Annotated in this window: 26 protein-coding genes; 13 read left to right on the top strand and 13 right to left on the bottom strand. The window is 72.2% G+C overall.

Annotation, left to right across the window (positions count from 1 at the left end; genetic code table 11):
- Positions 1-37: 37 nt before the first annotated feature.
- A complete protein-coding gene (locus ACRRSS_RS20460) occupies positions 38-1,084 on the top strand; it encodes an alpha/beta hydrolase (protein ID WP_435972561.1) in 1,047 nt (348 codons plus the stop codon).
- Positions 1,085-1,357: 273 nt separating this feature from the next.
- Positions 1,358-3,316, top strand: a complete 1,959-nt coding sequence (locus ACRRSS_RS20465; RefSeq protein ID WP_435972562.1) for an acyl-CoA dehydrogenase family protein — start codon at positions 1,358-1,360, stop codon at positions 3,314-3,316.
- Between the two features lie 39 nt (positions 3,317-3,355).
- Here ACRRSS_RS20465 and ACRRSS_RS20470 read toward each other — a convergent pair whose 3' ends face one another.
- Together ACRRSS_RS20470 and ACRRSS_RS20475 are read right to left on the bottom strand one after the other, a co-directional pair.
- Positions 3,356-4,237 (bottom strand): diacylglycerol/lipid kinase family protein, encoded by an 882-nt coding sequence (locus ACRRSS_RS20470; RefSeq protein WP_435972563.1) that lies wholly within the window; start codon positions 4,235-4,237, stop codon positions 3,356-3,358.
- A gap of 64 nt (positions 4,238-4,301) precedes the next feature.
- A complete protein-coding gene (locus ACRRSS_RS20475; protein WP_435972564.1) occupies positions 4,302-5,900 on the bottom strand; it encodes an FAD-binding oxidoreductase in 1,599 nt (532 codons plus the stop codon).
- A gap of 73 nt (positions 5,901-5,973) precedes the next feature.
- Here ACRRSS_RS20475 and ACRRSS_RS20480 point away from each other — a divergent pair, with 73 nt between their 5' ends.
- The 5 genes from ACRRSS_RS20480 (at position 5,974) to ACRRSS_RS20500 (ending at position 11,781) form a co-directional block, all read left to right on the top strand.
- Positions 5,974-6,573: a TetR/AcrR family transcriptional regulator gene (locus ACRRSS_RS20480; RefSeq protein ID WP_435972565.1), complete on the top strand. Its 600-nt coding sequence runs from the start codon at positions 5,974-5,976 to the stop codon at positions 6,571-6,573.
- Positions 6,570-8,132 (top strand): glycerol-3-phosphate dehydrogenase/oxidase, encoded by a 1,563-nt coding sequence (locus ACRRSS_RS20485; RefSeq protein WP_435972566.1) that lies wholly within the window; start codon positions 6,570-6,572, stop codon positions 8,130-8,132. Before ACRRSS_RS20480 ends, ACRRSS_RS20485 begins: the two co-directional genes overlap by 4 nt.
- A 144-nt stretch (positions 8,133-8,276) precedes the next feature.
- Positions 8,277-8,936: a TetR/AcrR family transcriptional regulator gene (locus ACRRSS_RS20490; RefSeq protein ID WP_435972567.1), complete on the top strand. Its 660-nt coding sequence runs from the start codon at positions 8,277-8,279 to the stop codon at positions 8,934-8,936.
- Between the two features lie 152 nt (positions 8,937-9,088).
- Positions 9,089-10,462 carry a GH1 family beta-glucosidase gene (locus ACRRSS_RS20495; RefSeq protein WP_435972568.1) on the top strand — a complete coding sequence of 458 codons (1,374 nt, stop codon included), beginning with the start codon at positions 9,089-9,091 and terminating at the stop codon, positions 10,460-10,462.
- A gap of 29 nt (positions 10,463-10,491) precedes the next feature.
- A complete protein-coding gene (locus tag ACRRSS_RS20500; RefSeq protein WP_435972569.1) occupies positions 10,492-11,781 on the top strand; it encodes an MFS transporter in 1,290 nt (429 codons plus the stop codon).
- A 45-nt stretch (positions 11,782-11,826) separates the two neighbouring features.
- On the opposite strand, the gene ACRRSS_RS20505 is transcribed toward ACRRSS_RS20500, so the two are convergent.
- The 3 genes from ACRRSS_RS20505 to ACRRSS_RS20515 all read right to left on the bottom strand — a co-directional run bounded on the left by ACRRSS_RS20505 (position 11,827) and on the right by ACRRSS_RS20515 (position 13,662).
- Positions 11,827-12,246, bottom strand: a complete 420-nt coding sequence (locus ACRRSS_RS20505) for an ATP-binding protein (RefSeq protein ID WP_435972570.1) — start codon at positions 12,244-12,246, stop codon at positions 11,827-11,829.
- Between the two features lie 127 nt (positions 12,247-12,373).
- Positions 12,374-12,802: a nucleoside deaminase gene (locus ACRRSS_RS20510; protein WP_435972571.1), complete on the bottom strand. Its 429-nt coding sequence runs from the start codon at positions 12,800-12,802 to the stop codon at positions 12,374-12,376.
- Complete coding sequence (locus tag ACRRSS_RS20515; protein WP_435972572.1) at positions 12,799-13,662, bottom strand: LLM class flavin-dependent oxidoreductase; 864 nt, start codon at positions 13,660-13,662, stop codon at positions 12,799-12,801. The genes ACRRSS_RS20510 and ACRRSS_RS20515 overlap by 4 nt, the downstream gene beginning before the upstream one ends.
- Positions 13,663-13,756: 94 nt before the next feature.
- Here ACRRSS_RS20515 and ACRRSS_RS20520 point away from each other — a divergent pair, with 94 nt between their 5' ends.
- Positions 13,757-14,227: an Lrp/AsnC family transcriptional regulator gene (locus tag ACRRSS_RS20520; RefSeq protein WP_435972573.1), complete on the top strand. Its 471-nt coding sequence runs from the start codon at positions 13,757-13,759 to the stop codon at positions 14,225-14,227.
- Positions 14,228-14,344: 117 nt separating this feature from the next.
- On the opposite strand, the gene ACRRSS_RS20525 is transcribed toward ACRRSS_RS20520, so the two are convergent.
- The 3 genes from ACRRSS_RS20525 to ACRRSS_RS20535 form a co-directional block, all read right to left on the bottom strand.
- A complete protein-coding gene (locus ACRRSS_RS20525; protein ID WP_435972574.1) occupies positions 14,345-14,707 on the bottom strand; it encodes a PRC-barrel domain-containing protein in 363 nt (120 codons plus the stop codon).
- A gap of 183 nt (positions 14,708-14,890) precedes the next feature.
- Positions 14,891-15,052 carry a DUF5670 family protein gene (locus ACRRSS_RS20530; RefSeq protein ID WP_435972575.1) on the bottom strand — a complete coding sequence of 54 codons (162 nt, stop codon included), beginning with the start codon at positions 15,050-15,052 and terminating at the stop codon, positions 14,891-14,893.
- Positions 15,053-15,207: 155 nt separating this feature from the next.
- The gene (locus ACRRSS_RS20535) at positions 15,208-16,113 is read right to left on the bottom strand and encodes a UbiA family prenyltransferase (protein WP_435972576.1); all 906 of its coding nucleotides are present in this window, start codon (positions 16,111-16,113) and stop codon (positions 15,208-15,210) included.
- Positions 16,114-16,191: 78 nt separating this feature from the next.
- Between ACRRSS_RS20535 and ACRRSS_RS20540 the strand changes: the two genes are divergently transcribed.
- Genes ACRRSS_RS20540 through ACRRSS_RS20550 form a run of 3 tightly spaced genes read left to right on the top strand, consistent with a single transcriptional unit; the run spans position 16,192 to position 18,837 of the window.
- Positions 16,192-17,274 carry a type III polyketide synthase gene (locus ACRRSS_RS20540; RefSeq protein ID WP_435972577.1) on the top strand — a complete coding sequence of 361 codons (1,083 nt, stop codon included), beginning with the start codon at positions 16,192-16,194 and terminating at the stop codon, positions 17,272-17,274.
- A 1-nt stretch (position 17,275) separates the two neighbouring features.
- Positions 17,276-17,812: an isoprenylcysteine carboxyl methyltransferase family protein gene (locus tag ACRRSS_RS20545; RefSeq protein WP_435972578.1), complete on the top strand. Its 537-nt coding sequence runs from the start codon at positions 17,276-17,278 to the stop codon at positions 17,810-17,812.
- Positions 17,809-18,837: an NAD(P)/FAD-dependent oxidoreductase gene (locus tag ACRRSS_RS20550; protein WP_435972579.1), complete on the top strand. Its 1,029-nt coding sequence runs from the start codon at positions 17,809-17,811 to the stop codon at positions 18,835-18,837. Before ACRRSS_RS20545 ends, ACRRSS_RS20550 begins: the two co-directional genes overlap by 4 nt.
- 18 nt (positions 18,838-18,855) lie before the next feature.
- Here ACRRSS_RS20550 and ACRRSS_RS20555 read toward each other — a convergent pair whose 3' ends face one another.
- On the bottom strand, positions 18,856-19,686 hold the full coding sequence (locus ACRRSS_RS20555; protein WP_435972580.1) for a DUF1206 domain-containing protein: 831 nt from the start codon (positions 19,684-19,686) through the stop codon (positions 18,856-18,858).
- A gap of 247 nt (positions 19,687-19,933) precedes the next feature.
- Here ACRRSS_RS20555 and ACRRSS_RS20560 point away from each other — a divergent pair, with 247 nt between their 5' ends.
- Positions 19,934-20,539 carry a GOLPH3/VPS74 family protein gene (locus ACRRSS_RS20560; RefSeq protein ID WP_435972581.1) on the top strand — a complete coding sequence of 202 codons (606 nt, stop codon included), beginning with the start codon at positions 19,934-19,936 and terminating at the stop codon, positions 20,537-20,539.
- 112 nt (positions 20,540-20,651) lie between these two features.
- On the opposite strand, the gene ACRRSS_RS20565 is transcribed toward ACRRSS_RS20560, so the two are convergent.
- Positions 20,652-22,133: an MFS transporter gene (locus ACRRSS_RS20565; RefSeq protein ID WP_435972582.1), complete on the bottom strand. Its 1,482-nt coding sequence runs from the start codon at positions 22,131-22,133 to the stop codon at positions 20,652-20,654.
- 360 nt (positions 22,134-22,493) lie between these two features.
- Here ACRRSS_RS20565 and ACRRSS_RS20570 point away from each other — a divergent pair, with 360 nt between their 5' ends.
- Positions 22,494-22,751: a WhiB family transcriptional regulator gene (locus ACRRSS_RS20570; protein WP_435975382.1), complete on the top strand. Its 258-nt coding sequence runs from the start codon at positions 22,494-22,496 to the stop codon at positions 22,749-22,751.
- Between the two features lie 184 nt (positions 22,752-22,935).
- Here ACRRSS_RS20570 and ACRRSS_RS20575 read toward each other — a convergent pair whose 3' ends face one another.
- The 3 genes from ACRRSS_RS20575 to ACRRSS_RS20585 form a co-directional block, all read right to left on the bottom strand.
- Entirely contained in the window at positions 22,936-23,784 is an 849-nt protein-coding gene (locus ACRRSS_RS20575; protein WP_435972583.1) for an RNA polymerase sigma factor SigF, read from the bottom strand.
- Between the two features lie 247 nt (positions 23,785-24,031).
- Positions 24,032-24,466 (bottom strand): ATP-binding protein, encoded by a 435-nt coding sequence (locus ACRRSS_RS20580; protein ID WP_435972584.1) that lies wholly within the window; start codon positions 24,464-24,466, stop codon positions 24,032-24,034.
- A 186-nt stretch (positions 24,467-24,652) separates the two neighbouring features.
- Positions 24,653-25,606: an aldo/keto reductase gene (locus tag ACRRSS_RS20585; protein WP_435972585.1), complete on the bottom strand. Its 954-nt coding sequence runs from the start codon at positions 25,604-25,606 to the stop codon at positions 24,653-24,655.
- Positions 25,607-25,731 lie beyond the last annotated feature (125 nt).

Genomic DNA, 25,731 nt, shown 5'->3' on the forward strand with positions numbered 1-25,731 from the left:
GAACGTGGTGACAAGGAAATCGAGTTGGCGGAGAACCGTGGTGGCCTGGCTGGTCGCCGCCGTGGCCGTCGTCGCGCCGACGAGTCCGGCGCAGGCCGCCGGCAGCACCACGCCGCCGCCGATGGCGGACGGGTTCGGCCTCACGCAGGTCGGCACGGCGACGGGAACCGCCCACAACTTCTACCTGACGGTGACCACACCCCAGGTCGCGGGCGAACAGCACATAAAGATCATTCTGCCGAGCGGATACTACGACGACCCGGCCCGGCGATACCCGGTGCTGTACTTCCTGCACGGATCGCCCGACGATCCGATCCGGCAGACGTATCCGGCGCTGTCCATGTCGGACGAGATGATCACCGTCATCCCGGACGGCGGCGCACGGAGCTGGTACGCCAACTGGCTCAACCAGAAGACGGTGCTCGGCGCCCAGAACTGGGAGACCTTCCACCTCAACCAGGTCATCCCGTTCATCGACGCGAGCCTGCGGACCCTCGCGGCCAAGAAGTCGAGGGCCGTCGCCGGCGTCTCCATGGGCGGCTTCGGCGCCTTCCACTACGCCCAGGCCCGCCCGGACCTCTTCAGCCAGACCGCGTCCCTGTCGGGAGACATCGACCTGTCGGCCAACTCCATGGACCTGCGCCTCGCCGTCGTCGCCTCCGTCACCGACGCGCTCGGCGCGATGTGCGCCTCGTCGTCGGGATACTGCGACCCCAATGAATCCGCGTACAAGCCCGGCGTGGACAGTGACGCCCTGTTCGGCTCGCCCTACCCCGTGTTCAACATCGACCGGCGGTGGAACGAGGTCGACCCGTCCCAGCACATGGACAGGCTCGCCGGGATCGGGGTCTCCATCTACACGGGTGACGGAGGCGGCTCGCCCCTCGACATGGAGTTCTGGGTGTCGGGCGCGTCCAAGAACGTCAAGGCCCGCATGGACGCCCTGGGCATGCCGTACTACTACGTCAACTACGGCGACGGTTCGGGCTGGGGCACCCAGTGCGACGGCCGTCACAGCGCCGGCTGCTGGGAGGAGGACCTCCGGGACCTGATCCCCCGGCTGGAAAGGGCCTTCGCCTCCTGACCGTACGGAACGGAGCGGGGGGACGTACGTTCCCGGGCAGCGGATGAGGCGTCCGACGTGGGCTTTCCGCCCGTCGGGCGCTTCTCTGCCGTGACGCGGTGTCCGCCGAGGCGCCGGGGGGCAGGAAGCCTCCCCCGGGGGCAGCACCCGAGGGAGGCGCCGTCGCCGTCGCCGTCTCCGCAGGAGTGCTCTCAGGCGACGCGGACCGCTTCCGTGATCGCACCCTCACACCCCTCCGCGCTTGATCCTTCCGCGCCGGGGTAGCGAATCCCCATGGCCCCCGACAACGCATCCACCACCCCGACCGGCTACGTACAGCCCGACATCGACGTCCGGGCACTGACCGAGATCCTCGACGGCGAGTACGGCGAGATCCGCGAGCTCGTCCGGACCAACCTGGCGAGGTACGCCTCCGTCCTCGAAGAGGCCGACGAGCTCGGCATCGACGCGTTCCGCGAGCGGGTGCGGGAGATCGTGGTCGACATGGCCGCGACGGGCCAGACCGGCATGGGCTTCCCGACCGCGTACGGCGGGGGCGGCGACGTCGGAGCCTCGATCGCGGCCTTCGAGACGCTGGCCTTCGGCGACCTCTCCGTCCTGGTGAAGGTCGGCGTGCAGTTCGGGCTCTTCGGCGGCGCGATCCTGCACCTGGGCACCGAACGCCACCACGACGCCTACCTGCCGGACGTGATCACCGGCGAGCTGCTGGGCTGCTTCGCCATGACGGAGACGGGGCACGGCTCCAACGTCCAGGCCCTCGGCACCGTCGCGCGGTACGACGCCGCACACCAGGAGTTCGTCATCACAACCCACGGCGACCAGGCGCGCAAGGACTACATCGGCAACGCGGCCCGCCACGCCGAGCTCGCGGTCGTCTTCGCCCAGCTGGAGGTGGGCGGGAAGTCGGAGGGCGTGCACGCCTTCGTCGTGCCCGTCCGGGTGGGTGGCGCGCCGGCGCCCGGCGTCCGCATCGAGGACGACGGCCGCAAGATGGGGCTCAACGGCGTGGACAACGGGCGCATCAGTTTCGACGGCGTACGGGTGCCCCGCGAGGCGCTGCTCAACAGGTTCGCCGACGTCAGCCCCGAAGGCGTCTACGAGAGCCCGATCGAGAACCCCCACCGGCGCTTCTTCACGATGCTCGGCACGCTCGTACAGGGCCGGGTCAGTGTCGGCGGTGCCGGGATCGGCGTCGCCAAGGTCGCCCTGGCGGTCGCGACGAAGTACGCGGTGCGGCGCCGCCAGTTCGCGACGTCGCAGGCCGAGGAGCAGCTGCTCCTCGACTACGGGCTGCATCAGCGCCGGTTGCTGCCGCTGATCGCCCGGACGTACGCCCTGCACTTCGCGCAGGACGTGGTGCGCTCCCAGCTGCACGACGTCTTCTCCGGCGTCGAGGACGACGAGCGGGCGCGGCGCGGGCTCGAATCACGGGCAGCGGGCCTCAAGGCGCTCGGCACCTGGCACGCCACCCGGGTCGTCCAGGAGTGCCGTGAGGCGTGCGGCGGCGCGGGGTATCTGGCCGTCAACCGGTTCGCCGCGCTGAAGGCCGACAGCGACGTCTTCACCACCTTCGAGGGCGACAACCACGTCCTGCTCCAGCTCGTGGCCAAGGGGCTGCTGACCGACCACGCGAGCGAGTTCGAGGACCTGGACCAGCTCGGCATGGTCCGCTACGTCACCAACCTCGCCGTCGAGACCGTCATCGAACGGGCCTCCGTCCACAAGCTGCTGGAGCGGGTGCGTGACCTGCTGCCCGGCGGCGACGAGTGGGACCGGGAGGCCGGTCTGCTCGACTCCGAGTACCAGCTCGCCATGGTCCGCTTCCGGGAGGAGCACATGTTGGTCGGCGTGGCCCGCCGGATCAAACGCGGGATCGACCAGAAGCGCGATCCCGGCGCCGTGTTCTCGCAGGTGCAGGACCATGTCATCGCGCTCGCCCGCGCCCACGTCGAGCGGCTCGTGACGGAGGCCTTCGTCGAGAAGGTGCGCGCGATGCCGGAGGGTGACGAGAAGGTGGCGCTGGCCCTGCTGTGCGACCTGTTCGCCCTCTCGACGATCGAGGCGGACCGGGCCTGGTTCATGGAGCACGGCCGGCTGACCGTGCAGCGTTCGAAGGCGATCAGCCGTGAGGTGAACGACCTCTGCCGCAAGGTCCGGCCCCTCGCGGTCGACCTCGTCGACGCGTGGGGCATCCCGTCCGAGATGCTGCGCGCGCCCGATCTGGTGGGCTGACCGGGGCGCGCCGGGAAGGCGTACCGGCGGGTCCCGTCGTCAGGCCAGGACGTTGAGGGCGGCGGGGCGCACTCTCAGGGTCACCGGCAGGACCGCGTCGACCTCGCCGTCCGCGCCGTAGGGCAGGGGGCGGTCGGCCTCGATCCGGATCTCCTTGCCCCGCAGGATCTCGACCTGGGGACGGTGCACGTGCGCGCCGGTCTTCAGCTCGTTCATCATCGCGAAGAAGAGTCGTTTCGGCGCCTGCCTGATCACCACGACGTCCAGGATCCCGTCGTCGACCCGGGCGCCGGGCGCGACGTTCCTCCCGAAGCCGTAGAAGCCCGAGTTCGCGGCGATCACCGTGTAGCCGGTGCGCTCGTGCGCCACCCCGTCGACCGTGATGCGGTAGGCGGCGGGCTTCCAGGCGAGGACCGCCCGCAGGCCGCCCGCGTAGTACGACGCGGCGCCCCGCAGGACCCGCGAGGCGTTGGCGTGGCGGTTGGCCACGGCGTCCACGCCCGCGTACACGCTCCCCAGGACGCAGATCCGGCCGTGCGCCGCGGACTCCACCTCGATGGTGTCGACGGCCCGCGGCGCGCCGTCGAGCAGTATCCCGGCGAGCCGGGGGGCGTCGGTGGGCAGCGCGAGCGCGCGGGCGAAGTCGTTGCCGCGGCCCGCCGGCACCAGGCCGAGCACCGTGTCCGTACCGCTGAGCGCGCCGCCGACGCTGCCGGCCATCCCGTCGCCGCCGACCGCGAGCACGACGTGTCCCTGCGCTCCGGCGTCCTGGGCGAGCTCCCGCGCGTGCTGGAGGCTGCGGCTGTAGACGGTGTCGATCCGCGCGCCCGCCTCCCGCAGCAGCCGGGCCAGCGGAAGCAGACCGGCCGTGCCGCTGGAGCCCCCTGCGGTGGGGTTGACGACTGCGGTGAACTGTCGCATGGATCTGGCCTCCGGGCGGCGGGAAGGGACGGCGGGACTGGCGGGGCGGCGCGGGCGGGGGGGTTCAGCGGAGGGGGACGAGGACTCCGGGGTTCAGCACGCCGGACGGGTCGACCTCGGCCTTGACGGCCTGCAGCATACGGATGCCGAGGGGGCCGATCTCGCGGGCGTACCAGTCGCGGTGGTCGGTGCCCACGCCGTGGTGGTGGCTGATGGTGCCGCCCGCCGCGAGGATGGCGTCGTTGGCCGCCCGCTTCGCCGGTGCCCAGTGGGCGACGGCGTCCTCGCCCTGTGCGGAGACGACGGTGAAGTACAGGGAGGCGCCGTTCTCGTACGTGTGCGAGATGTGGCACATGACGAGCGGGGGCGTGCCGGCCTCGGTGAGGGTGCTCGTCAGCGCGTCGCGCACCGCCGTGTACAGGCCGGGGATCGCCGACCAGAAGGCCGCCGTCTCCAGGGTCTCGGCGAACGCGCCGGCGTCGAGCAGCGCGTCGCGCAGGTAGGGCGCGTTGTACCGGCCGTGCTCCCAGCGGTCGCCGGGCTCCTCGCCGATGAACTCGCCCTCGCAGGCGAGGAGGACCTCGCGGGCGGTGGCCCGCCGGACGGCCGTGTCCTCGTCGGTGCCCTCGTACCCGACGATGGCCACGCAGCCCGGGTTCCGCGGGAGTTCGGTGCTGCCGATGGCGTCCGGCTGCGCCAGCCCGACGAAGGTCTCCGTCTCGTCGGACAGCCGCAGCACCGTGGGGCGGGGGCCGTCCTGGGCGAGTCGGCGCAGCGCTGCCGTGCCCGCCTCGAAGGAGGCGAAGCGCCAGCCCTCGTAGACCCGGCTGGTCGGCAGGGGGCGGATGCGGACGGTCACCGCGGTGATCACTCCGAGGGCGCCTTCGGAGCCGAGGACCAGCTGTCGCAGGTCGGGTCCGGCGGCCGAGCGCGGGGCCCGGCCGGTCTCGAGGGTGCCTTCGGGGGTGGCGACGGTGAGGGCGAGGACCATCTCGTCGAAGCGGCCGTATCCGGCGGACGCCTGGCCGCTGGAGCGGGCCGCTGCGAAGCCTCCGACGGTCGCCCATTCGAAGGACTGCGGGAAGTGTCCGAGCGTCCAGCCCCGCTCGTTGAGCAGCGCCTCGCACTGCGGGCCGCGCAGCCCGGGCTGGAGCGTCGCGGTGCGCGAGACCTCGTCGAGGGCGAGGAGCCCGTCGAGGCGTCGCAGGTCGAGGGCGACGAACGACCGCTTCGTGGTCGGGGCGAGGCCGCCGACGACGGAGGTTCCGCCGCCGAACGGGACGGCGGCGAGGCCGTGGGCGACGCACGCGCGCAGGACGGCGAGGACCTCGTCGTGGCTGCTCGGCAGCACGACGGCCTCGGGGATGTCGTCGTCGACCTCGCCCGCGCGGATGCGCAGCAGGTCGGGGGTGGACTTGCCCCGGGTGTGCCGGAGGCGGCTCTCCGCGTCCTCCCGCAGTCCGTCCGGCGCGGCGAGCGCGGTGCGCAGCGCGGCCCGGGCCTCGTCGGTGAGTGCCGGAGCGGGCGTCTCGATGCCGTCGAGTGCGGGCGGGCCGCTGTCGCGCGGGGTGACGCCGAGCAGGTCACGCAGCAGGCCGGTCACCGATTCGGGCAGCGGCGCCGCCTTGGCCGGGTCTCCCCAGCCGCTCCACAACATGTCCACGTTGAAAGGTTCCTCACGGTCTGTTTCACGGACGGCGCTGCCGCTCGGCCGTACTGGTATTACACTGTGACAGATGACGCCCATTCGTCACAACCATGCGGACGCAGATCCCGTACTCGACGCCGCACGCGACTGCGTGCTCGCCGTCGGCGTGCGGCGCACCACCCTCACCGATGTCGCCCGGCGCGCGGGCGTCTCCCGGATGACGCTGTACCGGCGGTGGCCCGACGTACGCAGCCTCGTCGGCGACCTGATGACCCGTGAGTGGATCGGCGTCGCGGCGGGCGCCATGCCGCCCTCCGACGAGGACCGGCCCGAACGGGAGCGGATCGTCGAAGGGCTCGTCGCGGGAGCCGCGGCGTTCAGGACCCACCCGCTGTTCCTCAAGATCCTGGACGTCGACCCCGAGCTGCTGCTGCCGTACGTGCTCGACCGGCGGGGCGCCAGCCAGGACGCCCTGCTCGGGCTCCTCCACACGGCACTGGAGGAGGGCCACGAGGACGGCTCCGTACGCCGCGTCCGGCCGGAGCTGCAGGCCCGGTCCCTGCTCCTCATCGTCCAGTCCTTCACGCTCTCCCTGCGCACCATGACCGACGAGACCGATCCCGACCTGAGCGAAGCCGCCTTCCTCGGCGAGCTGCGCACCCTGCTGGAGAGGGCCCTGACGCCATGACCACGACGAGCAACACCGCCCTGCCCGGCTCCTCGCTCAACGCCGAGCGCCGCCGCGCCGAACTGGAGCGGCTCGCCGACGGCGCCGTCGTCGACGTACTCGTCGTCGGACTCGGCGCCACCGGAGCCGGCGCCGCGCTCGACGCGGCCACCCGCGGACTCACCGTCGCCGCGATCGACGCCCACGACCTCGCGTTCGGCACCTCCCGGTGGAGCTCCAAACTGATCCACGGCGGCCTGCGCTATCTCGCCTCCGGGCAACTCGACGTGGCCCACGAGAGCGCTGTCGAACGCGGCATCCTGATGGAGCGCACCGCCCCCCATCTCGTACGCGCCCAGCCCTTCGTGCTGCCCCTCACCCCGCTCGTCAGCCGCGGCCAGGCAGCGCTCGCCCGCGCCGGGTTCCTCGCGGGCGACCTGCTGCGCGTCGGCGCCCGTACCTCGCGCGGCACACTCCCCCGACCTCGTACGCTGACCGCCGTCGAGACCCGCCACCTCGCCCCCGCCCTGCGCCCCACCGGACTGCGCGGCGGACTGCTCTCCTGGGACGGCCGGCTCTCCGACGACGCCCGTCTGGTGACCGCCATCGCCCGGACCGCGGCCGCCCACGGCGCCCGCGTCCTCACCCGCACCCGGGCCCTCGAACTCCACCGCGACGGCGCGGTGGCCCGCGACGAGACCACCGGCGAGCAGCTGCGCATCCGCGCGCGCACCGTCATCAACGCGGCCGGGGTGTGGGCGGGCGGCCTCGTCGACGACGTACGCCTGCGGCCCTCCCGCGGCACCCATCTCGTCCTGCGCTCCGAGGACCTGGGCCGGCTCTCCGCCGGTCTGCACATCCCGATCCCCGGCGAGGCCAACCGTTTCGTCCTGGTCCTGCCCCAGGGCGACGGACGCGTGTACGTCGGACTCACGGACGAGCCCGTCGACGGCGACATCCCCGACGTGCCGGAGGTTCCCGAGACCGACATCGGTTTCCTGCTCGACGTGCTCGGCTCCGCGCTCGACGTCACCGTCCACCGCGCCGACGTGGTCGGGGCCTTCGCGGGCCTGCGCCCCCTTCTCGACACCCGGGACGCCGGTGGCCGCACCGCCGACATCTCCCGCAGGCACGCCGTACTCACCTCGCCCGACGGCGTCGTCACGGTCGTCGGCGGCAAGCTGACCACCTACCGTCGCATGGCCCAGGACGCCGTCGACGCGGCCGTGACGGCCGGGGGCGTCGCCGCCGGCCCGTGCCGCACCACGTCCGTGCCCCTCGTCGGCGCGGCCCGGCCCCGGACCCTCGCCGCTCTGGACGTCCCGCCGCGCCTCGTCCACCGCTACGGCTGCGAGGCACCGGCCGTACACGCCCTCGGTCTCGACGACCCCGCGCTCGCCGTACCCGTCGTCCCCGGCCACCCCGTCACCGGCGCCGAACTGCTGTGGGCCGTGCGCCACGAAGGCGCCCTCGACACCGGCGACCTCCTCGACCGCCGCACCCGCATCGGCCTCGTCCCCGAGGACCGCGCAAAGGCCGAACAGGCGGCCCGTGACGCCCTCGCCGCCCCCGTCTCCTGACCGCAGGGGAGGGAACGCGAGGACCGGCGGGACGGGCCTCGCGGCGCCGGCGTGCCCTGACCGGGAGGTCAGGGCCGCGCCGTCCCCGCGAGGGCCGACCCGCCGCGTGCTACGTTCGCGTCGTCGGACGACCGGGAGCGTGGGGTGACGGAAGCGACGGGACCGGGGCCGAAGCCGCGGTCACGACTGCCGAGGCAGCCACAGCAGGCACGCAGCCGCGCCCGGGTCGAGGCCGTCCTCGCCGCGGCCGACCGGATCCTCTCCCTGGAGGGGTACGAGGCACTGACGATGCGGCGGATCGCCGAGGAGGCGGGCACCCCGGTCGGCAGCATCTACCAGTTCTACCCCGACAAGAGCGCTGTCGTGGACGCCCTCGGACAGCGGTACCTGGACGCCTTCGCGGCCGCCATCGACGCCCTCGTCGCGCGGGCGATCGGCGGTGAACTGACCGACCTGGTCGACACGATGGTCGATGTCTACGCCGAGGTCTTCCGGTCCCAGCCGGGCGGAATGACGCTCTGGGCCGGACGGCACCTCAGTCCCGAGCTCGCGCGGGCCGACGAAGCGAGCAACACCCTCATCGCCCAGGGCCTGCTGACCATCGTGGAGCACCTGACGGGCGGACCGGGCGGTGAGCGCGCGGAGCGTGCGACGCGCATGGTGGTCTGGGCCGCCAACGCCGTGCTGCACGAGGTGTTCAAGGGGGACGGCGAGCCGGACCTGGAGACCGTGGACGAGCTCAAGCGGATGCTGAACTCCTACTGGGAGGACCTCCGCGAGCGGCTTGCGACCGCGCAGGGGTGAGTCGAGCCGCTCCGAGGCGCGTACGGCCCCGGGCCGCGGTCCGCCACGCGGTGGCGCGCCCGGACCATAGAACATGAACAGACGTTCATGTTACGGTGCGGCCCACCTCGGCGGCGGAACGTGAGCGACTCTCACGTCAGCAACGAAGGCAGGTGCCTGTGACCACGAGCCCCATCGATGCCACCCCCCTCCCCCGGCTGCCGGCCGGATTCGTCTGGGGCGCCTCGACCGCCGCGTACCAGATCGAGGGCGCGGCCGACGAGGACGGCAAGGGCCCGTCGGTCTGGGACACGTTCGTACGGCGCCCCGGGGCCGTCCGCGACGGCCACACCGGCGACTTCGCCTGCGACCACTACCACCGCCTCGACGAGGACGTCGAGCTGATGCGCCGCCTCGGGCTCGACGCGTACCGGTTCTCGATCTCCTGGCCGCGCGTCCTGCCGAACGGTACGGGCAAGGTCGAGCCGCGCGGACTGGACTTCTACGACCGCCTCGTCGACGCGCTGCTCGGCGCCGGGATCGAGCCCACCCCCACCCTCTTCCACTGGGACCTGCCGCAGGCCCTGGAGGACGAGGGCGGATGGCTGAACCGCGACACCGCCCACCGGTTCGCCGAGTACGCGGCCGTGACAGGCGAACGGATCGGCGACCGGGTGAAGCGGTGGATCACCCTCAACGAGCCCTTCGTGCACATGACGTACGGCTACGCCTTCGGGGTCCACGCCCCGGGGCGCGCCCTGATGCTGGACGCGCTGCCCGTCGCCCACCACCAACTGCTCGGCCACGGCCTCGCGACGGCGGCGCTGCGGGCCGCCGTTCCGGACGGGCAGGTGCTGATCGCGAACAACTGCTCGCCCGTCCGCCTGCGTTCCGACGCCCGGTCGGACCAGGACTCGGCGGCGGCGTCGGCCTACGACGTCCTGCACAACCGGCTCTTCAACGATCCACTCCTGACCGGGAGTTACCCCGACCTGTCGGCCTACGGCATGCCCGACCGGAGCTGGGGAGGAGTGGTGCGCGAGGGTGATCTCGCCGCCATCGCCGCCCCGCTGGACGGGCTGGGCGTCAACTACTACAACCCGACCTGGGTCACCGCCCCGAACGATCCGGCCGCGCTGCTGCCCTTCGACCTGGCCGAGCCCGAGGAGCCGTACCAGCGGACCACGTTCGACTGGCCGGTCGTCCCGGACGGCCTCACCGAGCTGCTCACCGGCCTCAAGGACCGCTACGGCGACGCCCTTCCACCGGTGACGATCACCGAGAACGGCTGCGCCCAGCCGACCGGACTCGACGACCGGGCGCGCGTCGACTACCTCTCGGGGCACATCGACGCGGTCGCGCGCGCCGTGGCCCTCGGGGTCGACGTGCGCGGCTACTTCACCTGGTCGCTGCTCGACAACTTCGAGTGGGCCGAGGGCTACCACCAGCGTTTCGGGCTGGTCGAGGTCGACTTCGCGACCGGGCTGCGGACGCCCAGGGCGAGCTTCGAGTGGTACCGAGGCCTGATCGCCTCCCAGCGGTCCTGAGAGGGGGAGTCATCGTGCCGGACTCCCCCGTGGCTGACGCGGCTGACCCTGCTGAGACGGCCGACCCGGCCGGCGCGGTGGGCGCCGTCGTCGTGGACTTCGCCGAGCCCGCCGCGCCGGTCGGGGCACGCTGGACGGCGCACCTCTCGCTGGCCACGCTCGCCGTGTTCATGGCCTTCATGACGCCGATCCAGATCCTGCTGCCCCTCCAGCTGGAGCACATCGACCAGGCCGGCAAGAACACCGCGCTCTCGCTCGTCACCGGCCTCGGCGCCTTCGTCGCGGTCGTGGTCAACCCGCTCGCCGGTGCGTGGTCGGACCGGACCACGAGCCGGTTCGGCCGACGCCGGCCCTGGATCCTCGGCGGCGCCCTCGCCGGAGCGGCCGGGCTGGCGGTCACCGCCTCCCAGCACACCGTGGCCGGTGTGGCCGTCGGCTGGTGTCTGGCTCAGGCGGGCCTGAACGCGATGCTGGCCGGGGTCACCGCCCCGATCGCCGACCGTGTGCCGGTCACCCAGCGCGCGCTGGTCTCCGGCTGGACGGGCCTCATGCAGTCCTTCGGCCTGGTCCTCGGCGCGCTGATCACCACTCTGCTGGTCACCGGGGTACGGTCCGGCTATGGCGTCCTCGCCGTCCTGACCGTCGTCCTCGCCCTGCCCTTCGTCCTGCGCCACGCCGAGCCGCCCCTCGCCCGGGCGCCGCGTCCCGCCTTCGACGCCCGCGCTCTCGCCCGCTCGTTGTGGGTGAGCCCCCGGCTGCACCCCGACTTCGGCTGGGCCTGGCTCACCCGGTTCCTGGTCAACCTCGGCAACGCCCTCGGCACCCTCTACCTCTTCTACTTCCTCGCCGACGCCGTCCACCACGACGACCCCGGCACCGGCGTTCTGATCCTCACGGTGGTCTACACGCTCAGTGCCGCGCTCACCGCGATCCCCGTGGGCGTGCTGTCCGACCGCCTCGGGCGCCGCAAGAACTTCGTCGTCCTCTGCTCCCTGGTCATGGCCGCCGCCGCGCTGCTGCTCGCACTGGTCCACACCTGGCCGGCCGCCCTCGTGGCAGCGGCCGTACTCGGCGCCGGTTACGGCGTCTACCTCGCCGTCGACCAGGCCCTGGTCACCCAGGTCCTGCCGAGGGCCGCCGACCGCGCCAAGGACCTCGGCGTCATCAACATCGCCAACTCCGGCCCCCAGGTCCTGGCTCCCGCGCTCGCCTCGCCGATCATCGCCCACCTCGGTGGTTACACGGGCCTCTACGCCACGGCGGCCCTGGTCACCCTGGCCGGCGGCGTCCTCGTCCGCCGCATCAAAGGCGTGGCCTGACGACGGACGCCCGGGGCGACGACCTGCCCGACCGGGCGAGGTCGCCTAACCCTTCGTCGAGGGGGGCGGCTGGAAGCACGCGGTGACGTCCTTGCCGCGGGGGCACGGGCGGGTCTCCCAGTCGTCGGCGAGCGCGTCGATCAGCAGCAGCCCCCGCCCGCCGAGGGCCGAGTCACCCGCGTGACGCTGTTCGGGCAGCAGGGGCGAGGAGTCGTGCACGGTCACGTGCAGGCACTCCTCGTCCCACGCGAGGATGAGCTGGGCGTCGCTGCGGGCATGGACGTGGGCGTTGGTGACCATCTCGGACACGGCCAGCACGACCGAGTCCATCAGATCAGGCGCCGTCCGTGCCCAGCCGAGGGTCTCCAGATGCTCACGCGTCCAGTCCCTCGCCGTCTTCACGCCGTTGCTGATGGGCAGCGAACGCGCCCACCCGACTGCTTTCATTGATGGATCCCGCACCATCGCCCCTCCTCGGCCGCCGGCCACGCCTGTCGCTCAGGCCTGTCTCCCGTCTGCCCGGCAACGGTGAACACAAGCCGTATCGACGGCACCGCGTCCTCCCGGCTTCGCCGCGGGCGCGGCGGGCCGGTCAGCGGTAGTAGGGCTCGACCGCCGCCCGTACCTCGTCGAGCAGCGCGGGGCCTTCCTGCGGCACGGGCGGTCGGCCGCTGCCCGGCCTGATGTCCAGGAGCTGGTCGTTGGAGAGGGCGAACACCACCCGCCGCAGACCCGCCTGCTGGATAACCGCCTCGCACATCCCGCACGGCTGGCAGCTGGTGTACATGGTGGTGCCCGCCGCCGTGCCCGCGTCCAGTTCCCGTGCGGCCCACCTCGCCAGCTTCAGCTCCGGGTGCGCGGTGACGTCCCTGTCGGTGAGGGTCGTGTTGTGCTCCTCGGCCAGGACCGTCCCGTCCGGTCCCGCCAGCAGCGATCCGAACGGCGGGTTGCCGCTCTCGCGCGCCGTGACGGCGAGCGCGATGGCCCGCCGCAGGAGGGCGTGGTCGTCGGGTGCGGTCATGACTGCTCCTTCGTGGTGCGGGACGGTGAGATGTGCGCGGCCACCGTGGCGAGGGCCTGCCAGGCCTCCTGCGGGCGGCGGGTCGTGCGGGGGTCGCCGTGGTAGGGGTCGAGGACGACGGATTCGGCGCCCAGGAGCCGCAGTTGGTCGAGGTCGTCCATGATCTGGTCGATGGTGCCCTCGCCCGCGACCCGGTCCGGTCCGTCGACCGGTGCCTGGGTGAGCCGGAGCGCGATCCGGGGGGCCAGCGCGGGAACGGGGAGCCGTCGGCCATCCGCGTACGCCTCGATCCTGGTGACGGCTTCGCGCAGCCACGGCAGGGTGGGGCGCAGCGGGTGCCACGCGTCGCCGAACCGTACGGCGCGGCGCAGCCCCGCGTCGCTGTTGCCGCCGACCCAGACCGGGATCCTGTGATCTCCGTAGGAGGCGGTGTCCGCCCATGCCGCCCGGACGTCCCGCAGGTGCTCGTCGGTCAGCCGTCCCCGCTGGGCGAAGGGGATGCCGAGGGCGGCGAACTCCTGCCGCGCCCAGCCCACTCCCACGCCGAGGACGAGTCGGCCGTCGCTCAGCTCGGCCAGGTTGGCCGCCATGCGGGCGGTGAGCAGCGGGTGCCGGTAGGGGGCGATGAGGACGGTCGTGCCGAGCCGGATACGGGTGGTGAGGCCCGCAAGCCAGGACAGGGTGGTGAAGGGCTCGTAGAAGGGAGCGGGATAGCGTTCGGCGACGTCGGGCGTGATGGCCACGTGGTCCGAGACCATGAGGAGGTCGAAGCCCAGACCCTCCACGGTCCGGGCCCAGTTCCGCAGGACTCCGGGGTCGGTTCCGGGGCCGAAGTTGAGGACGTTCACGCCGATCTTCATGCTGCCGAGCCTAGTGAGGCCGCACGGGCAGGCTGAAGGGATTCCTGCCTGTGCCGAGGCCGTTGCTCCGTGGATCCACCGGTAATCTGGCCGGATGACCGAGAGTCTTGATGCCACGGACTGGGCGATCCTGGATGAGCTTCAGCGGGACGGCCGGATGGCCTTCACGGAGCTGGCCCGGCGGGTGAACCTGAGCACCTCGGCGACGACGGAGCGGGTACGGCGCCTTGAGGCGGCCGGGGTGATCACGGGGTACCGGGCGGAGGTGGACCTGGGGCGGACCGGATACCCGGTGATGGCGGTGGTCCGGCTCAAGTACCCGGGGCCGGGGGCCCGGCACGAGCCGCTGCGCCGGCTGCTCGGGGAGCGCCCCGAGATCCTGGAGTGCCTGCGTACCACCGGAGACGACTGCTACGTCATGAAGGTGGCGACCACGTCGATGGCGCACCTGGAAGAGATCGTGGACGAGCTGGCCGCGTTCGGGAGCACGACCACCCATCTCGTCCTCAGCCGGACGCTGCCGTTCCGTGGCCCGCTGGCCCCTCGGAAAGGTATCTCCGGTTAGGCGCGCGGCGACGCGGATGCCGCGTCGCCGGGCGCCTCCGAGAGGGACCGGCACAGGGGTGTGGGGCCCGAACATCGATGTTCGGGCCCCACACCCCTGTGCCGTCGTGCCGGGTGATCAGAACGGGCGGCCGCCGAACGGCAGGCCGTAGTAGATGCCGAGTTCCTCGCGGTACCCCGGGTCACCGAGGTGCTTGTCGCGGTGGAACTCGGGGGCGTCCTTGATCTGCTCCTTCGTCCGGTCGACGAAGATCTTCCGGTCCTCCGGGTCGATCCGGGTCACCGTGCCGGCCGGGAGGAGGACCTCCTTCCCGAAGATCCACACACCGGTGTCGACGACCAGGTAGGCGTCACCGACCTCGTCGGAGTGCTTGTCGACCTTGCCGATGCTCCCGTCGGTCGCCTCCACCTTGTATCCGGTGAGGTCGGCACCGGCCAGGTGGCCCGAGGTCGACGTGTAACTCCACGTATGTTCAGTCACGCGAAAACAACTCCTTCGGTAAACCGCGGGCGACGCGGAACTTCCCGCCGCCTTTACCTTTCCGTACGACGCGCGGAGCGATTCTCCTGCGTACTCCGCGCGCTTCTCTCATGTTCCGCCGAAATCCGCTTACCCCGCTTCGAACGGCTCATTCATGCCGCTTCTTCGCCGGGGAGGGGCTCCCTACCAGCGGTACCAGCGGCCCCTGCCGGACTTCGGGCGAGCGACGAAGCCGATCAGCCAGAGGACCAACAGGATGACCGCGACCCACCAGAGAGCCTTCAGCGCGAAACCCGCACCGAAGAGAAGCAGTATCAGCAGAAGAACAAGAATCAGGGGAACCATGCTTATCAACCTCCGAGAATCCGTCTGCCCCGATCTCTCCTGCACACACCTGCCGATATGAGGGCGGCGGAACTCCGGAGGAGTCGGGACGGCGGAAGTCCCCCCGGCGTCGAGGAGGTCGGGGCCGTACGCGCGCGCCTCGGCCCCTGCCCCGGTCAGCTCCCGCCCACGGTCTGGGGGCGGGTGGCAAGGACGAGGAGTACGGCGTCGACGCCGGCCATGGCCAGGACGGCCAGGAACGGCAGGCGGCCGGCGGCGAGGCCGGGTGGTCCGCACACCGCCACCAGACACAACGTCAGGGTCACCGCGACGAGCATTCCCCCACCGAGGGTCAGGGTCCCCGTGGGCCCGACCGTCAGCACCACACAGGAGGCGAACGCCAGGGCGGCGGCCCACACCGTCGAAGCGCGCCGCCCCAGTCTCTGCGGCAGGCCGAGCACGCCGCCCGCGAGATCCTCCTCGATGTCCGGGAGGACGTTGGCGAAGTGCGCGCCGGTGGCGAGGAGGGCCGCCGCGCCGGTCAGCCACAGGGGCGGCCACGGATGGCCGGGAAGGGCCAGCGTCAGGAAGGCGGGCAGCAGCCCGAACGCCATGGTGTACGGCAGCCACGAGACGACCGTGTGCTTGAGCCAACCGTTGTAGGACCACGCGGCCGCGACGCAGCCGAGGTGGACCACGCCGGGCCTCAGGCCGCACGACAGGGACAGCGGGACGCAGACCAGCAGGCTCACGACCGCCGCCGTACCCACCGTGCCCGGCCGGAGCGCACCCACGACCAGGGGCTTGTCCCGGCGTCCGGCGGCCCGGTCGCGCCGCAGGTCGAGCCGGTCGTTGCACCAGCCGATCGAGAGCTGGCCGACGGCGACCGCGGCCACCGCCCTGGCCCCGGCGGCGGGGCCGAGCCCGACGGCGCCCGCGAGGAGCGCGGTGAGGACCGTGACCGCCGCCGCCGGCACGGGGTGACTGGCCTTCAGAAGGCTGACGAGGGGTGACCGTTCGGCGGTCCCCCGTCCGGTTCCGGTGGCGGGGCGGTCGGCTACGTCATCGGTGGTCGCGGGCACCGCACCACGCTAGGCGACGGCGCGCCCGTGACGGCCCGGTTCAGGCTGGCGGCGCCCCACGGTCCCTATGTTGGAGCAATGACGCGCGTCCTCGCGGTGAGCACGGCCTTCCCTCCGCACCGCTACATGCAGCAGGAGATCACCGACGACCTGGTCTCCCATCTGCCCGCCGGGGCCGACGGCGGACTCCTGCGCCGGCTGCACGCGGGGGCCGGCGTGGAGACCCGGCACCTCGCCCTGCCCCTCGATCGCTACCGTGAGCTGGGCACCTTCGGCGAGACCAACCGGCTCTTCATCGACCTGGCGACGGACCTGGCCGCCGAAGCGGTCGAGCGTGCGCTGGTCGAGGCGGGCGTGCGCCCGGAGGAGATCGACCTGGTCGTGTCGACGACCGTGACGGGGATCGCGGCCCCCTCCCTGGAGGCCCGTGTCGCCGCGCGGATCGGCCTGCGGCCCGACGTCAAGCGGATGCCCCTGTTCGGTCTCGGATGTGCCGGAGGGGCCGCCGGGCTGGCCCGCGTCCACGACCACCTCGGCGTCCGGCCCGATGCCACCGCCCTCCTGGTGTCGACCGAGCTGTGCTCACTGACCTTGCAGCGCACGGACCTGTCGGCGGCGAACCTGGTGGCGGGCAGTCTGTTCGGGGACGGCGCCGCCGCGCTCGTGGCCGCCGGCGGCGGCCGGGACTCCACCTCCACCGCGCCGGTCCGGACCGCCCCCGCCGGACCGACGGTGGTGGCCACCCGCAGCCGTCTGTACCCGGGGACCGAGCACCTGCTGGGCTGGGACGTCGGGGAGTGGGGCTTCCGCATGGTGCTGGGTCCTGAACTTCCCGAACTCGTCCGACTGCACGTGACCGAGGAGATCGAGTCCTTCCTCGCCGAGCACGACCTCAAGCCCACGGATGTCACGGCGTGGATCTGCCACCCGGGCGGCCCCAGGATCCTGGACGCGCTCACGGAGGAGCTCGGACTGCCGGACTCGGCCCTGGCCGTGAGCCGCCGTGCCCTGGCCGCCACGGGGAACCTGTCCTCCGCGTCGGTGCTGCAGATCCTGAACGACACCCTTAGTGACCGGCCGCCGGCCGGGACGACCGGCCTGATGGTCGCCCTGGGGCCCGGCTTCGCCTCCGAACTCGTTCTGCTCGCCTGGGAAGAGTGACATGACGCCGTACACCGTCCTGGTCCTTCTGGTCGTCGCCGAGCGCGGCGCGGAACTCGCCGTGGCCCGCCGCAACGGCGCCTGGAGCCGGGCCCGAGGTGGCCTCGAACACGGCGCCGGGCACTACCCGACCATGGTGCTCCTGCACGCCGCGCTCCTCCTCGGCTGCCTCGTCGAGCCCTGGGCCGCCGACCGGCCCTTCCTGCCGCTCCTCGGCTGGACCGCGCTCGCCCTCACCCTCGCCGCCCAGGGCCTGCGGTGGTGGTGCGTTCTCACCCTCGGCCCCCGCTGGCACACCCGCGTGCTGATCGTCCCCGACCTCCCGCTGGTCGCCTCCGGCCCCTACCGGTACCTGCGGCACCCCAACTATGTGGCCGTGGTCGTCGAGGGCATGGCCCTCCCCCTCGTGCACAGCGCGTGGATGACGGCCCTGGGCTTCTCGCTCCTGAACGCGGCGCTCCTGACCGTACGCATCCGCTGCGAGAACACGGCGCTGGCGCCTTCACGCTCCCTCGCCTCCCCCGGCGCCGCGCTGTGATCGACCTCCTCGTCGTCGGGGGCGGCCCGGCGGGACTCGCCACCGCGATCCACGGAGCGCGATCCGGCCTCGACGTCGTGGTCTGCGAGCCGCGGCCCGCCCCCGTCGACAAGGCCTGCGGCGAGGGGTTGATGCCCGCGGCGGTACGGGCGCTCGGGAGCCTCGACGTGAGCGTGTCCGGGCAAGTCCTGCGCGGCATCCGGTACCTCGACGCCGCGGACGGCCGACACGCGGAAGCGGTCTTCCGTACGGGGTACGGGCTCGGGGTACGGCGCACGCTGCTGCACGAGGCGCTGACCGCCCGGGCCGCCCAGCTAGGGGTTCCGGTCGTGCCGCACCGCGTCCGCCAGGTGACCCAGCACGACGGCCACGTGAACGCGGACGGGATGACCGCCCGCTACCTGGTGGCGGCCGACGGGCTGCACTCGCCCACCCGGCGAGCGCTCGGCCTGACCGTGCGGCCGAACCCCCGGCGGCACCTGCCGCGGTACGGGCTGCGGCGCCACTACGCCGTCGAGCCGTGGAGCGATCTGGTCGAGGTGCACTGGTCCGTCGAGGGCGAGGCGTACGTCACCCCGCTGGGGCCCCGGCAGGTGGGAGTCGCCATCCTCACCTCCCGGCACGCCTCCTACGACGCGCAGCTGGCCGGCTTCCCCCTCCTGGCCCACCGGCTTCGGGGGGCCGGGAGGACACCGGTGCGGGGCGCCGGGCCCCTGCGCCAGCAAGCCTGTTCGCGCGTGGCCGGCCGGGTGCTGTTCGTGGGCGACGCGGCAGGGTACGTCGACGCGCTGACGGGGGAGGGCGTCGCGCTCGCCCTGGCCTCGGCCGAGGAGCTGGTGCGCTGCCTGCGCCTGGGCCGCCCCCAGGCGTACGAGCGTGCGTGGTGCCGCCTGTCCCGCTCGTACCGTCTGCTGACCGGCTCCCTCCTGTGGGCCCGGAGCCAGCCCCGGCTGGCGCCCCGGATCGCCCCGGCCGCGGCCCGGTTCCCGCTCGTGTTCCAGCACGCCGTGAACCTGCTCGCCTGACCGGGGAACGCGTCCCGGTCAGACCTGGCGCCACTTGGACTGGCCGAAGGAGAACACCCCGAAGAGGACGAGTCCGACGGCCACGGCGAGCAGAAGCCACGGTCCGGCCGGGGTCTGCGCGAACGAGCGGATCGCGTCGTCCATGCCCTTGGCCTCGTCCGGATCGGCCTGGATCGACGCCTTCAGGCCGAAGAACCCGACGGCGGCGAAGACGAGTCCGCGTGCGGCGCCGCCCACCGTGCCGGTCACGTCCATGAAGCGGCGGGACGGTATGGACATCCGCTCCCACGCCAGACGCTTGCGGTACTTCCGCAGCACGGCACGGCCCGCGATCCACAGTCCCGCGCCCAGGAAGCCCGCGGCGACCGCGCCCACCCACCACGGGCCGCCGGGCAGCTCCAGCAGCCGGCTCGTGACGTCCTGGCTCTGCCGGTCGGTCGAGCCCGCGCCGCTGCCCCGGTCGCCCGTCGCGAAGGACAGGACGAGGAAGGAGGAGACCGCGTAGAAGACGAACCGGGCGCCGGACAGGGCACGCTTCCCCGGCCGGTCGCCCTTGGGCCCGGCGACGCCGAAGAACGCCTCCGACAGGCGCCACAGCGCCATGCCCGCGAGGCCGATGCCGAGCGCCCACAGGAGGACGGCGCCGAACGGCGTCGTGACGACCTCCGCGAGGGCCCCGCCCCGGTCGGCCTGCTCGCTTGTGCCGGTCAGGCCGATGCGTACGGCCAGGGCTCCTACCAGGAGGTACAACACACCGCGCGCCGCGAAGCCCACCCGGGCGCCTGCCCGTACGACTCCGCCGCGCGCCGCTCTTCTCGCCACCGCCGTGGACGAACCTGCTGTGGTCATGTCCGGTCACTCCCCTTGGTCTTGGAAGGTTCGAGTGCCCCGTCTCCCCCGGTCGAACCTCCCCGGGCCGCGGGACGGCGGGCACAGGCCCCCGATGCCGTAGGCGGAAACATCGCTTGCGGCGGGCCTCGGGCGCCCGGGCGGGGCGATACTGATCGTGGCGGTCGCCCCGTCGACGTACGAGCTCCGGACACGGGCCCGGCCGGTGGGGACACGCCTCTGTCGATGTCTCCGAGGGGAGCCGTTCATGACCACGGCGAAAGACCTGTTCCTCATCTCCATGGACCCGCGGCCGGACCGTGCCGTCGGCCAGGGTGACCTGTCGCTCGCGCTCGCGGGAGCCGAGCTGATCGACCTCATCGGTGCGGGGGCGGTCACCCTGGACGGCGACCGCGTCGCGCCGGGCGGGCGGCCGGCGCCGGAGGACCCGCTCCTCGGTGAGGCCGAGGCGGGGCTCATCCGGCAGGCGCCCCACGAGCGGATCGAGGACTGGCTGTGGCGCCGGGGCCGGGACCTCGCGGCCACGTACCAGGCCGCGCTGGAGGAGGACGGTGAGCTGACGCGGAAGCGGAGCGGCCGGTTGTCCTTCGGTTCGGAGCGCGTGGAACCGGCCGACACGCCCTCCCGCCGGCGGGCCGCCGCCCGCCGGGCGGAGGGGGAACCCGTCCTGACCGCCCTCGTCTCCGTCCTGGGCCTCGACGGCGAAGGCTCCGGCGACGAGCCCGGCCTCGAAGACGAGGCGGTGACGACCGTGGTGGCCGCCGTCCACGACGCGGTGATGGAGCTGGAGGCCGTACGTCAGAGGCGGACCATCGAGAACGCGGCCTTCGCCAACCTCTGGCGCGGACCGTGAGGCGCGAGAGGTGGGCCGCCCCGACGGCGTAGCGGGCTTCGCCTTCAAGACCGGCGGGCCGGGGCCGTCCTGCGGCCGGGCGTGACCGCGCCGCGGCCGGGCGCGGCCTCCGCTACGCCTGGGGGCGCGCCGTGGAGAGGGGCTCGGCGATGTCCTCGAGCGACCGGCGCTCCGCCTTGACGGCGAGGAACGCCGCGACGATCCCCGCGGCGCACATCAGTCCGGCGCCGATCTGGAAGGCCAGTACCGCGTCGGAGACGACCCCGGACTCGGTGAGGCTCGCGAAGACCAGCGGGCCGCTGATGCCACCGGCGGCCGTACCGATGGCGTAGAAGAAGGCGATGGCCATCGCCCGGGTCTCCATGGGGAAGATCTCCGAGACGGTCAGGTACGCGCTCGACGCGCCCGCCGAGGCGAAGAACAGCACGACGCACCAGCAGGCCGTGAGCGTGGTGGCGGTGAGGGAGCCCTGGTCGAAGAGCCACGCGGTGCCGAACAGGAGCAGGCCCGACAGGATGTACGTGGACGAGATCATGATCCGGCGTCCGACCGTGTCGAACAGCTTGCCGAGCAGCAGCGGGCCTATGAAGTTGCCTGCCGCGATGACGGCGAAGTAGTAGCCGGTGTTGCCGGTGGGCACGTCGAAGAACGTCGTGAGGATCGAGCCGAAGCCGAAGGTGATGGCGTTGTAGAGGAACGCCTGGCCGATGAAGAGCGACAGACCGAGGACGGCCCGGCGGGGATAGCGGCGGAAGACCGTCTTGGCGATCAGCCCGAAGCCGATGCTCTTGCGAACGTGGATGGTGATCTCACCGGCCGGCTGTGGCAGAGGGCGGCCGTGTTCCCGCTCGATCTCCTCCTCGACCGTCGACACCAGCTTCTCGGCGTCCTCGCCCCTGCCGTGGATGAACTGCCAGCGTGGACTCTCGGGAACGTGCTTCCGGACCAACAGGATGACGAGCCCGAGGACCACTCCGAGAGCGAAGCTGAGCCGCCAGCCCACGTCCTTGGCGAAGATGTCCGTGTCCAGCATCACGACGGAGAGCAGCGCCCCGCCGATCGCCCCGAGCCAGTAGCTGCCGTTGATGATCAGGTCGACCCGGCCCCGGTACGTGGACGGGATGAGCTCGTCGATCGCGGAGTTGATGGCGGCGTACTCGCCCCCGATGCCGAAGCCGGTGAGGAAGCGGAAGAGGAAGAACCACCAGGACTCGAAGGAGAGCGCGGTGAGCGCGGTGGCCGCCAGATAGACGGCGAGGGTCACCATGAAGAGCTTCTTGCGGCCGTAACGGTCGGTCAGCCAGCCGAAGAACAGGGCTCCGGAGCAGGCCCCGGCCACGTACAGGGCGGCCGCGACTCCGGTGACCTGGGCCGCCGTGATGTCGAGCCCGCTGCCTTCCTCGGCGAGACGGCCCGCCATGTTGCCGACGATGGTGACCTCGAGTCCGTCCAGGATCCAGACGGTGCCCAGGCCGATCACGATCATCCAGTGCCAGCGCGACCACGGCAGCCGGTCCAACCGCGCCGGGATCGCCGTGGTCACGGTTCCTTGCGATGCGGGCACGGGGGCCGAGTGCTGTGATGCCGCGTCCATGGTTCCCTTCCGGCAGGATTCCTCTCCCGTCTGCCCCACGCCCGTGAGGCCATGCCTCCTCCGCGCCGGCGGACGAATTCCAGCATGCGGGCGGAGGGGAGGGCGCACCTCAGGTCGTCCGCCATCCGGGTCCGGGCTCGGGCCGGTGACCGGTGGGGCGGTCGGACCCGGTGGCCGTCTCGGTGACGGGCTCGGCGGCGGGCTCGGGCCGCTATTTCACGTCCTCTCACGGAGGGGAGGCGTGAAATCCGCGTCCGGGGTTACGAGCGGAAGTACGGCGCCGCTCGGACGGCGGCGCGGTCGCGGCACCGGATTCCCGAGCGACGGACAGACGAACACCTACGACAGGAGGAACTGATGCTGGACAGCTGGCGTGAACGAGCGGCCTGTCAGGATGTCGACCCCGACCTCTTCTTCCCGGTGGGGACCGGCGGACCGGCTCTCATCCAGGCCGAGGAGGCCAAGGAGATCTGCGGTCACTGCCCCGTGCGCGAGGAGTGCCTGCGCTGGGCGATGGACGACTCCCGCCAGGTGACCGGCGTGTGGGGCGGCCTGCGCGAGGACGAGCGACAGGCGTTGAAGCGACGGATGCGCCGCCAGGCGAGCAAGGCGAGCTGAACCCTGTCACGACGCCCCTCGTCGCCGACGGGACAGCTCCGCCGACGAGACACCTCGGAGAGAACGCCACAGAGAACACGTCACAGAGATCACGTCACGACAGAGGAACGGCCTCACCGGTTGGTTCAGGTGAGGCCGTTCCTCCGGGTCCGCTACGGGGTCGTCCCGTAGACGTGGACCGTGCTCAGGCCTGGTCGAGCATGCCCTTCCGCAGCTGCGCCAGGTTGCGGGAGAGCAGGCGCGAGACGTGCATCTGGGAGATGCCGAGCTCGCTGCCGATCTCCGACTGCGTCCGCTCCTCGACGAAGCGCAGGTGCAGGATGCGGCGGCTGCGGTCGTCGAGCTCTACGAGCAGCGGCGCGAGCGTGTGGAAGTCCTCGAAGAGCTCGAGAGCCGGGTCCTCGACACCGATGAAGTCGGCGAGGGCCTCGCCGTCCTGTTCGCCGTCGGGGCCGACGGCGGCGTCGAGGGAGGCGGAGTTGTATCCGTTGGAGGCGATCCGCGCCTCGATGACCTCGTCCTCGGAGAGGTTCATCAGGGACGCCAGCTCCGCCACGGTCGGCGCGCGCCCGAGGCGGGAGCTCAGCTCCTCGGTCGCCTTGGCCAGCTCCACCCGGGCTTCCTGCAACCGGCGCGGTACGTGGACCGCCCAGGAGGTGTCACGGAAGAAGCGCTTGATCTCGCCGACGATGTAGGGGATGGCGAAGCTGGTGAACTCCACCTCCCGGCTGAGGTCGAACCGGTCGATGGCCTTGATCAGCCCGATCGTGCCGACCTGGACGATGTCCTCCATCTCGTCGGCTCGCGACGCCCGGAACCGGCCGGCCGCGTAGCGAACGAGCGACATGTTCATCTCGATCAGCGTGTTGCGCGCGTACTGGTATTCGGGGGTCCCCTCCTCCATCGCCGCCAGCCTGTCGAAGAACAGCTTCGACAGCTCACGCGCGTCCTTCGGAGCGACCTTGCTGGGAGATTCGAGTACGGGAAGGCCCTCCGTACCCTTCTCGGCATCGGTCTTCTTCTCAGTCGTCACCGCAGTCGGCACTCTGATGACCTTCTCTCGTCCGTCGGCAGTCGTTGGTCCCCGTGGGAGCCTCGCCTACCCCCACTTCTGCGGAGCATGTCAAAAAACTCGGCGAAATGAAAAATATTCTCGGCCGAGCCCGTTCGGCTCATCCCTGACCGTGCGTCATGCCATCCCACCCCAGTCCGCTTTGACCCACTTCGCTCCACAATGCCCAGCCCGCAATATCCGATTCATCCCCTTTCTCCTGAGCGTGTCACGCGAGGGAGAGACGGGCCCGGACGCGCTTCCCGGTCCGCTGCGGCTCCACGCTCACGCTCTCGCAGACCGCCAGCACGATCTCGAGACCGTGCTGGCCGACGCGCCGTGGATCGTGGGCACGGGCCACGGGGGCGGCTTCGAGCCGGTCGAACACCGAGATGTCCAGGGCGTCCTCGTACAGTTCGAGAAGCACCAGGCAGGGGCCCGGTGCGTGCCGCACCGCGTTGGTCACCAACTCGCTGACGACCAGGCGGGCCAGGTCCAGGTGGTCCCGGGACACCGGACCGGCTCCCCCGGCGGGCGCGGCGGCGAGGAAGTCGGCCGTGAAGTCGCGGGCCGCCGCGATGATCCCGTCCCCCGTGTCGGCGCCGTCGTAGGACACGCTCGCCGACAGTGCCGGCCGGTACCCGGTGCTTTCCCTGGTGATCACGTCACCCACCACCCTCTCTCCCGCGCGGCTGTCGCATTCCCGCCCTGTCCGTCGGATTTCCCCCGTGTGCCCGTTCCACACCGCCCACACCGAGAAGTCCGGTTGCCGGTTGCCGAAACGGGCCGGTGGAACGGCCCGGCGGATCGCCTCGGCGGATCGGCCCGGTGGCGAGATGAACGGGGCCGGCTACGGCAGCGCGGCACCCCGGGCCATGACCCACAGGGTGTACCACTCGTCGTGGCTCAGGTCGGGCTCGCTCGTCGCCGCGTCCCGGCAGGCACGGATGCGCGCCGGGTTCGACGTGCCGATGACGGGGGCGATACGGGCCGGGTGACGCCGCAGCCACCAGAGCACGATCGTCTCGGGCGTCGTGCCCTTGGCCTCCGCGAGCGAGGCCACGAGCGCGGCGGTCGCCGTCTCCTGCGGGGTCTGCTGTGCCCCGGTGTAGCGTCCCTGGGCCAGCGGACCCCACGCCTGGAGTTCGATGCCGTGGGCGAGGCAGTGCTCGACGGTTCCTGCGGGGAACCCGTTGGCGGCGGACTCCGGCGTGTTGACGAGGACACCGTCCTCCAGCCAGGCGCGCCGGTGCAGGCTCATCTCCAGCTGGTTGGCCACGAGCGGCAGGTCCAAGTGGGCCTGGAGCCGGGCGATCTGCGCGGCGTTCATGTTCGAGACGCCGAACCGGCGGACGAGCCCCTGCCGGTGGAGCGAGGTCAGGGCTTCGGCGATGTCGGCGGGGTCGGCCAGCGGGTCGGGGCGGTGCAGGAGGAGGACGTCGAGGACGTCCGTACGCAGCCGCTCCAGGCTCTGTTCGACGCCACGGACGAGGGAGGCGCCCCGCAGGTCGTACATGCCCGGCCGGTCCCCTTCGGCCAGTCGAATACCGCACTTGGTCTGCAGCGTGATCCGCTCGCGCAGTCCGGCCGAGCGGGCCAGAACCTCGCCGAAGACCGCTTCGGCCTTGCCGTGCCGGTAGATGTCGGCGTGGTCGAAAGCGGTGATGCCGCTCTCGAGGGCCGCCTCGACGGCGGTCTCCGCGGCGTCGATGTCGGCGGCCGTGTAGGGGCTCGCGTCCCAGCCGCCCCCCAGGCCCATGCAGCCGAGGTGGAGGCGGTGATCGGTCTTCTCCGGAGTGGTCACGGGGCTACCTTCGCACACGCGCGCGACCTGGTTCCCGGGGCCTTGGGCCCGGTCGGCCACCGCTCGGGGTGCGGGACAACGGAAGCCCCCCGGGGTCCAGGGGGCTTCGGCCCCGGACAGACGGA

Source organism: Streptomyces sp. Qhu_M48 (assembly GCF_051305195.1).
Taxonomy (GTDB): Bacteria; Actinomycetota; Actinomycetes; order Streptomycetales; family Streptomycetaceae; genus Streptomyces.

Excerpts from the sequence above, each read along its gene's own strand:
- ACRRSS_RS20505 (WP_435972570.1), bottom strand. The coding sequence starts at position 12,246 with ATGGTGCGGGATCCATCAATGAAAGCAGTCGGGTGGGCGCGTTCGCTG.
- ACRRSS_RS20480 (WP_435972565.1), top strand. The coding sequence starts at position 5,974 with ATGACGCCCATTCGTCACAACCATGCGGACGCAGATCCCGTACTCGAC.
- ACRRSS_RS20560 (WP_435972581.1), top strand. The coding sequence starts at position 19,934 with ATGACCACGGCGAAAGACCTGTTCCTCATCTCCATGGACCCGCGGCCG.
- ACRRSS_RS20565 (WP_435972582.1), bottom strand. The coding sequence starts at position 22,133 with ATGGACGCGGCATCACAGCACTCGGCCCCCGTGCCCGCATCGCAAGGA.
- ACRRSS_RS20530 (WP_435972575.1), bottom strand. The coding sequence starts at position 15,052 with ATGGTTCCCCTGATTCTTGTTCTTCTGCTGATACTGCTTCTCTTCGGT.
- ACRRSS_RS20485 (WP_435972566.1), top strand. The coding sequence starts at position 6,570 with ATGACCACGACGAGCAACACCGCCCTGCCCGGCTCCTCGCTCAACGCC.
- ACRRSS_RS20520 (WP_435972573.1), top strand. The coding sequence starts at position 13,757 with ATGACCGAGAGTCTTGATGCCACGGACTGGGCGATCCTGGATGAGCTT.
- ACRRSS_RS20510 (WP_435972571.1), bottom strand. The coding sequence starts at position 12,802 with ATGACCGCACCCGACGACCACGCCCTCCTGCGGCGGGCCATCGCGCTC.
- ACRRSS_RS20545 (WP_435972578.1), top strand. The coding sequence starts at position 17,276 with ATGACGCCGTACACCGTCCTGGTCCTTCTGGTCGTCGCCGAGCGCGGC.
- ACRRSS_RS20540 (WP_435972577.1), top strand. The coding sequence starts at position 16,192 with ATGACGCGCGTCCTCGCGGTGAGCACGGCCTTCCCTCCGCACCGCTAC.
- ACRRSS_RS20515 (WP_435972572.1), bottom strand. The coding sequence starts at position 13,662 with ATGAAGATCGGCGTGAACGTCCTCAACTTCGGCCCCGGAACCGACCCC.
- ACRRSS_RS20555 (WP_435972580.1), bottom strand. The coding sequence starts at position 19,686 with ATGACCACAGCAGGTTCGTCCACGGCGGTGGCGAGAAGAGCGGCGCGC.
- ACRRSS_RS20465 (WP_435972562.1), top strand. The coding sequence starts at position 1,358 with ATGGCCCCCGACAACGCATCCACCACCCCGACCGGCTACGTACAGCCC.
- ACRRSS_RS20470 (WP_435972563.1), bottom strand. The coding sequence starts at position 4,237 with ATGCGACAGTTCACCGCAGTCGTCAACCCCACCGCAGGGGGCTCCAGC.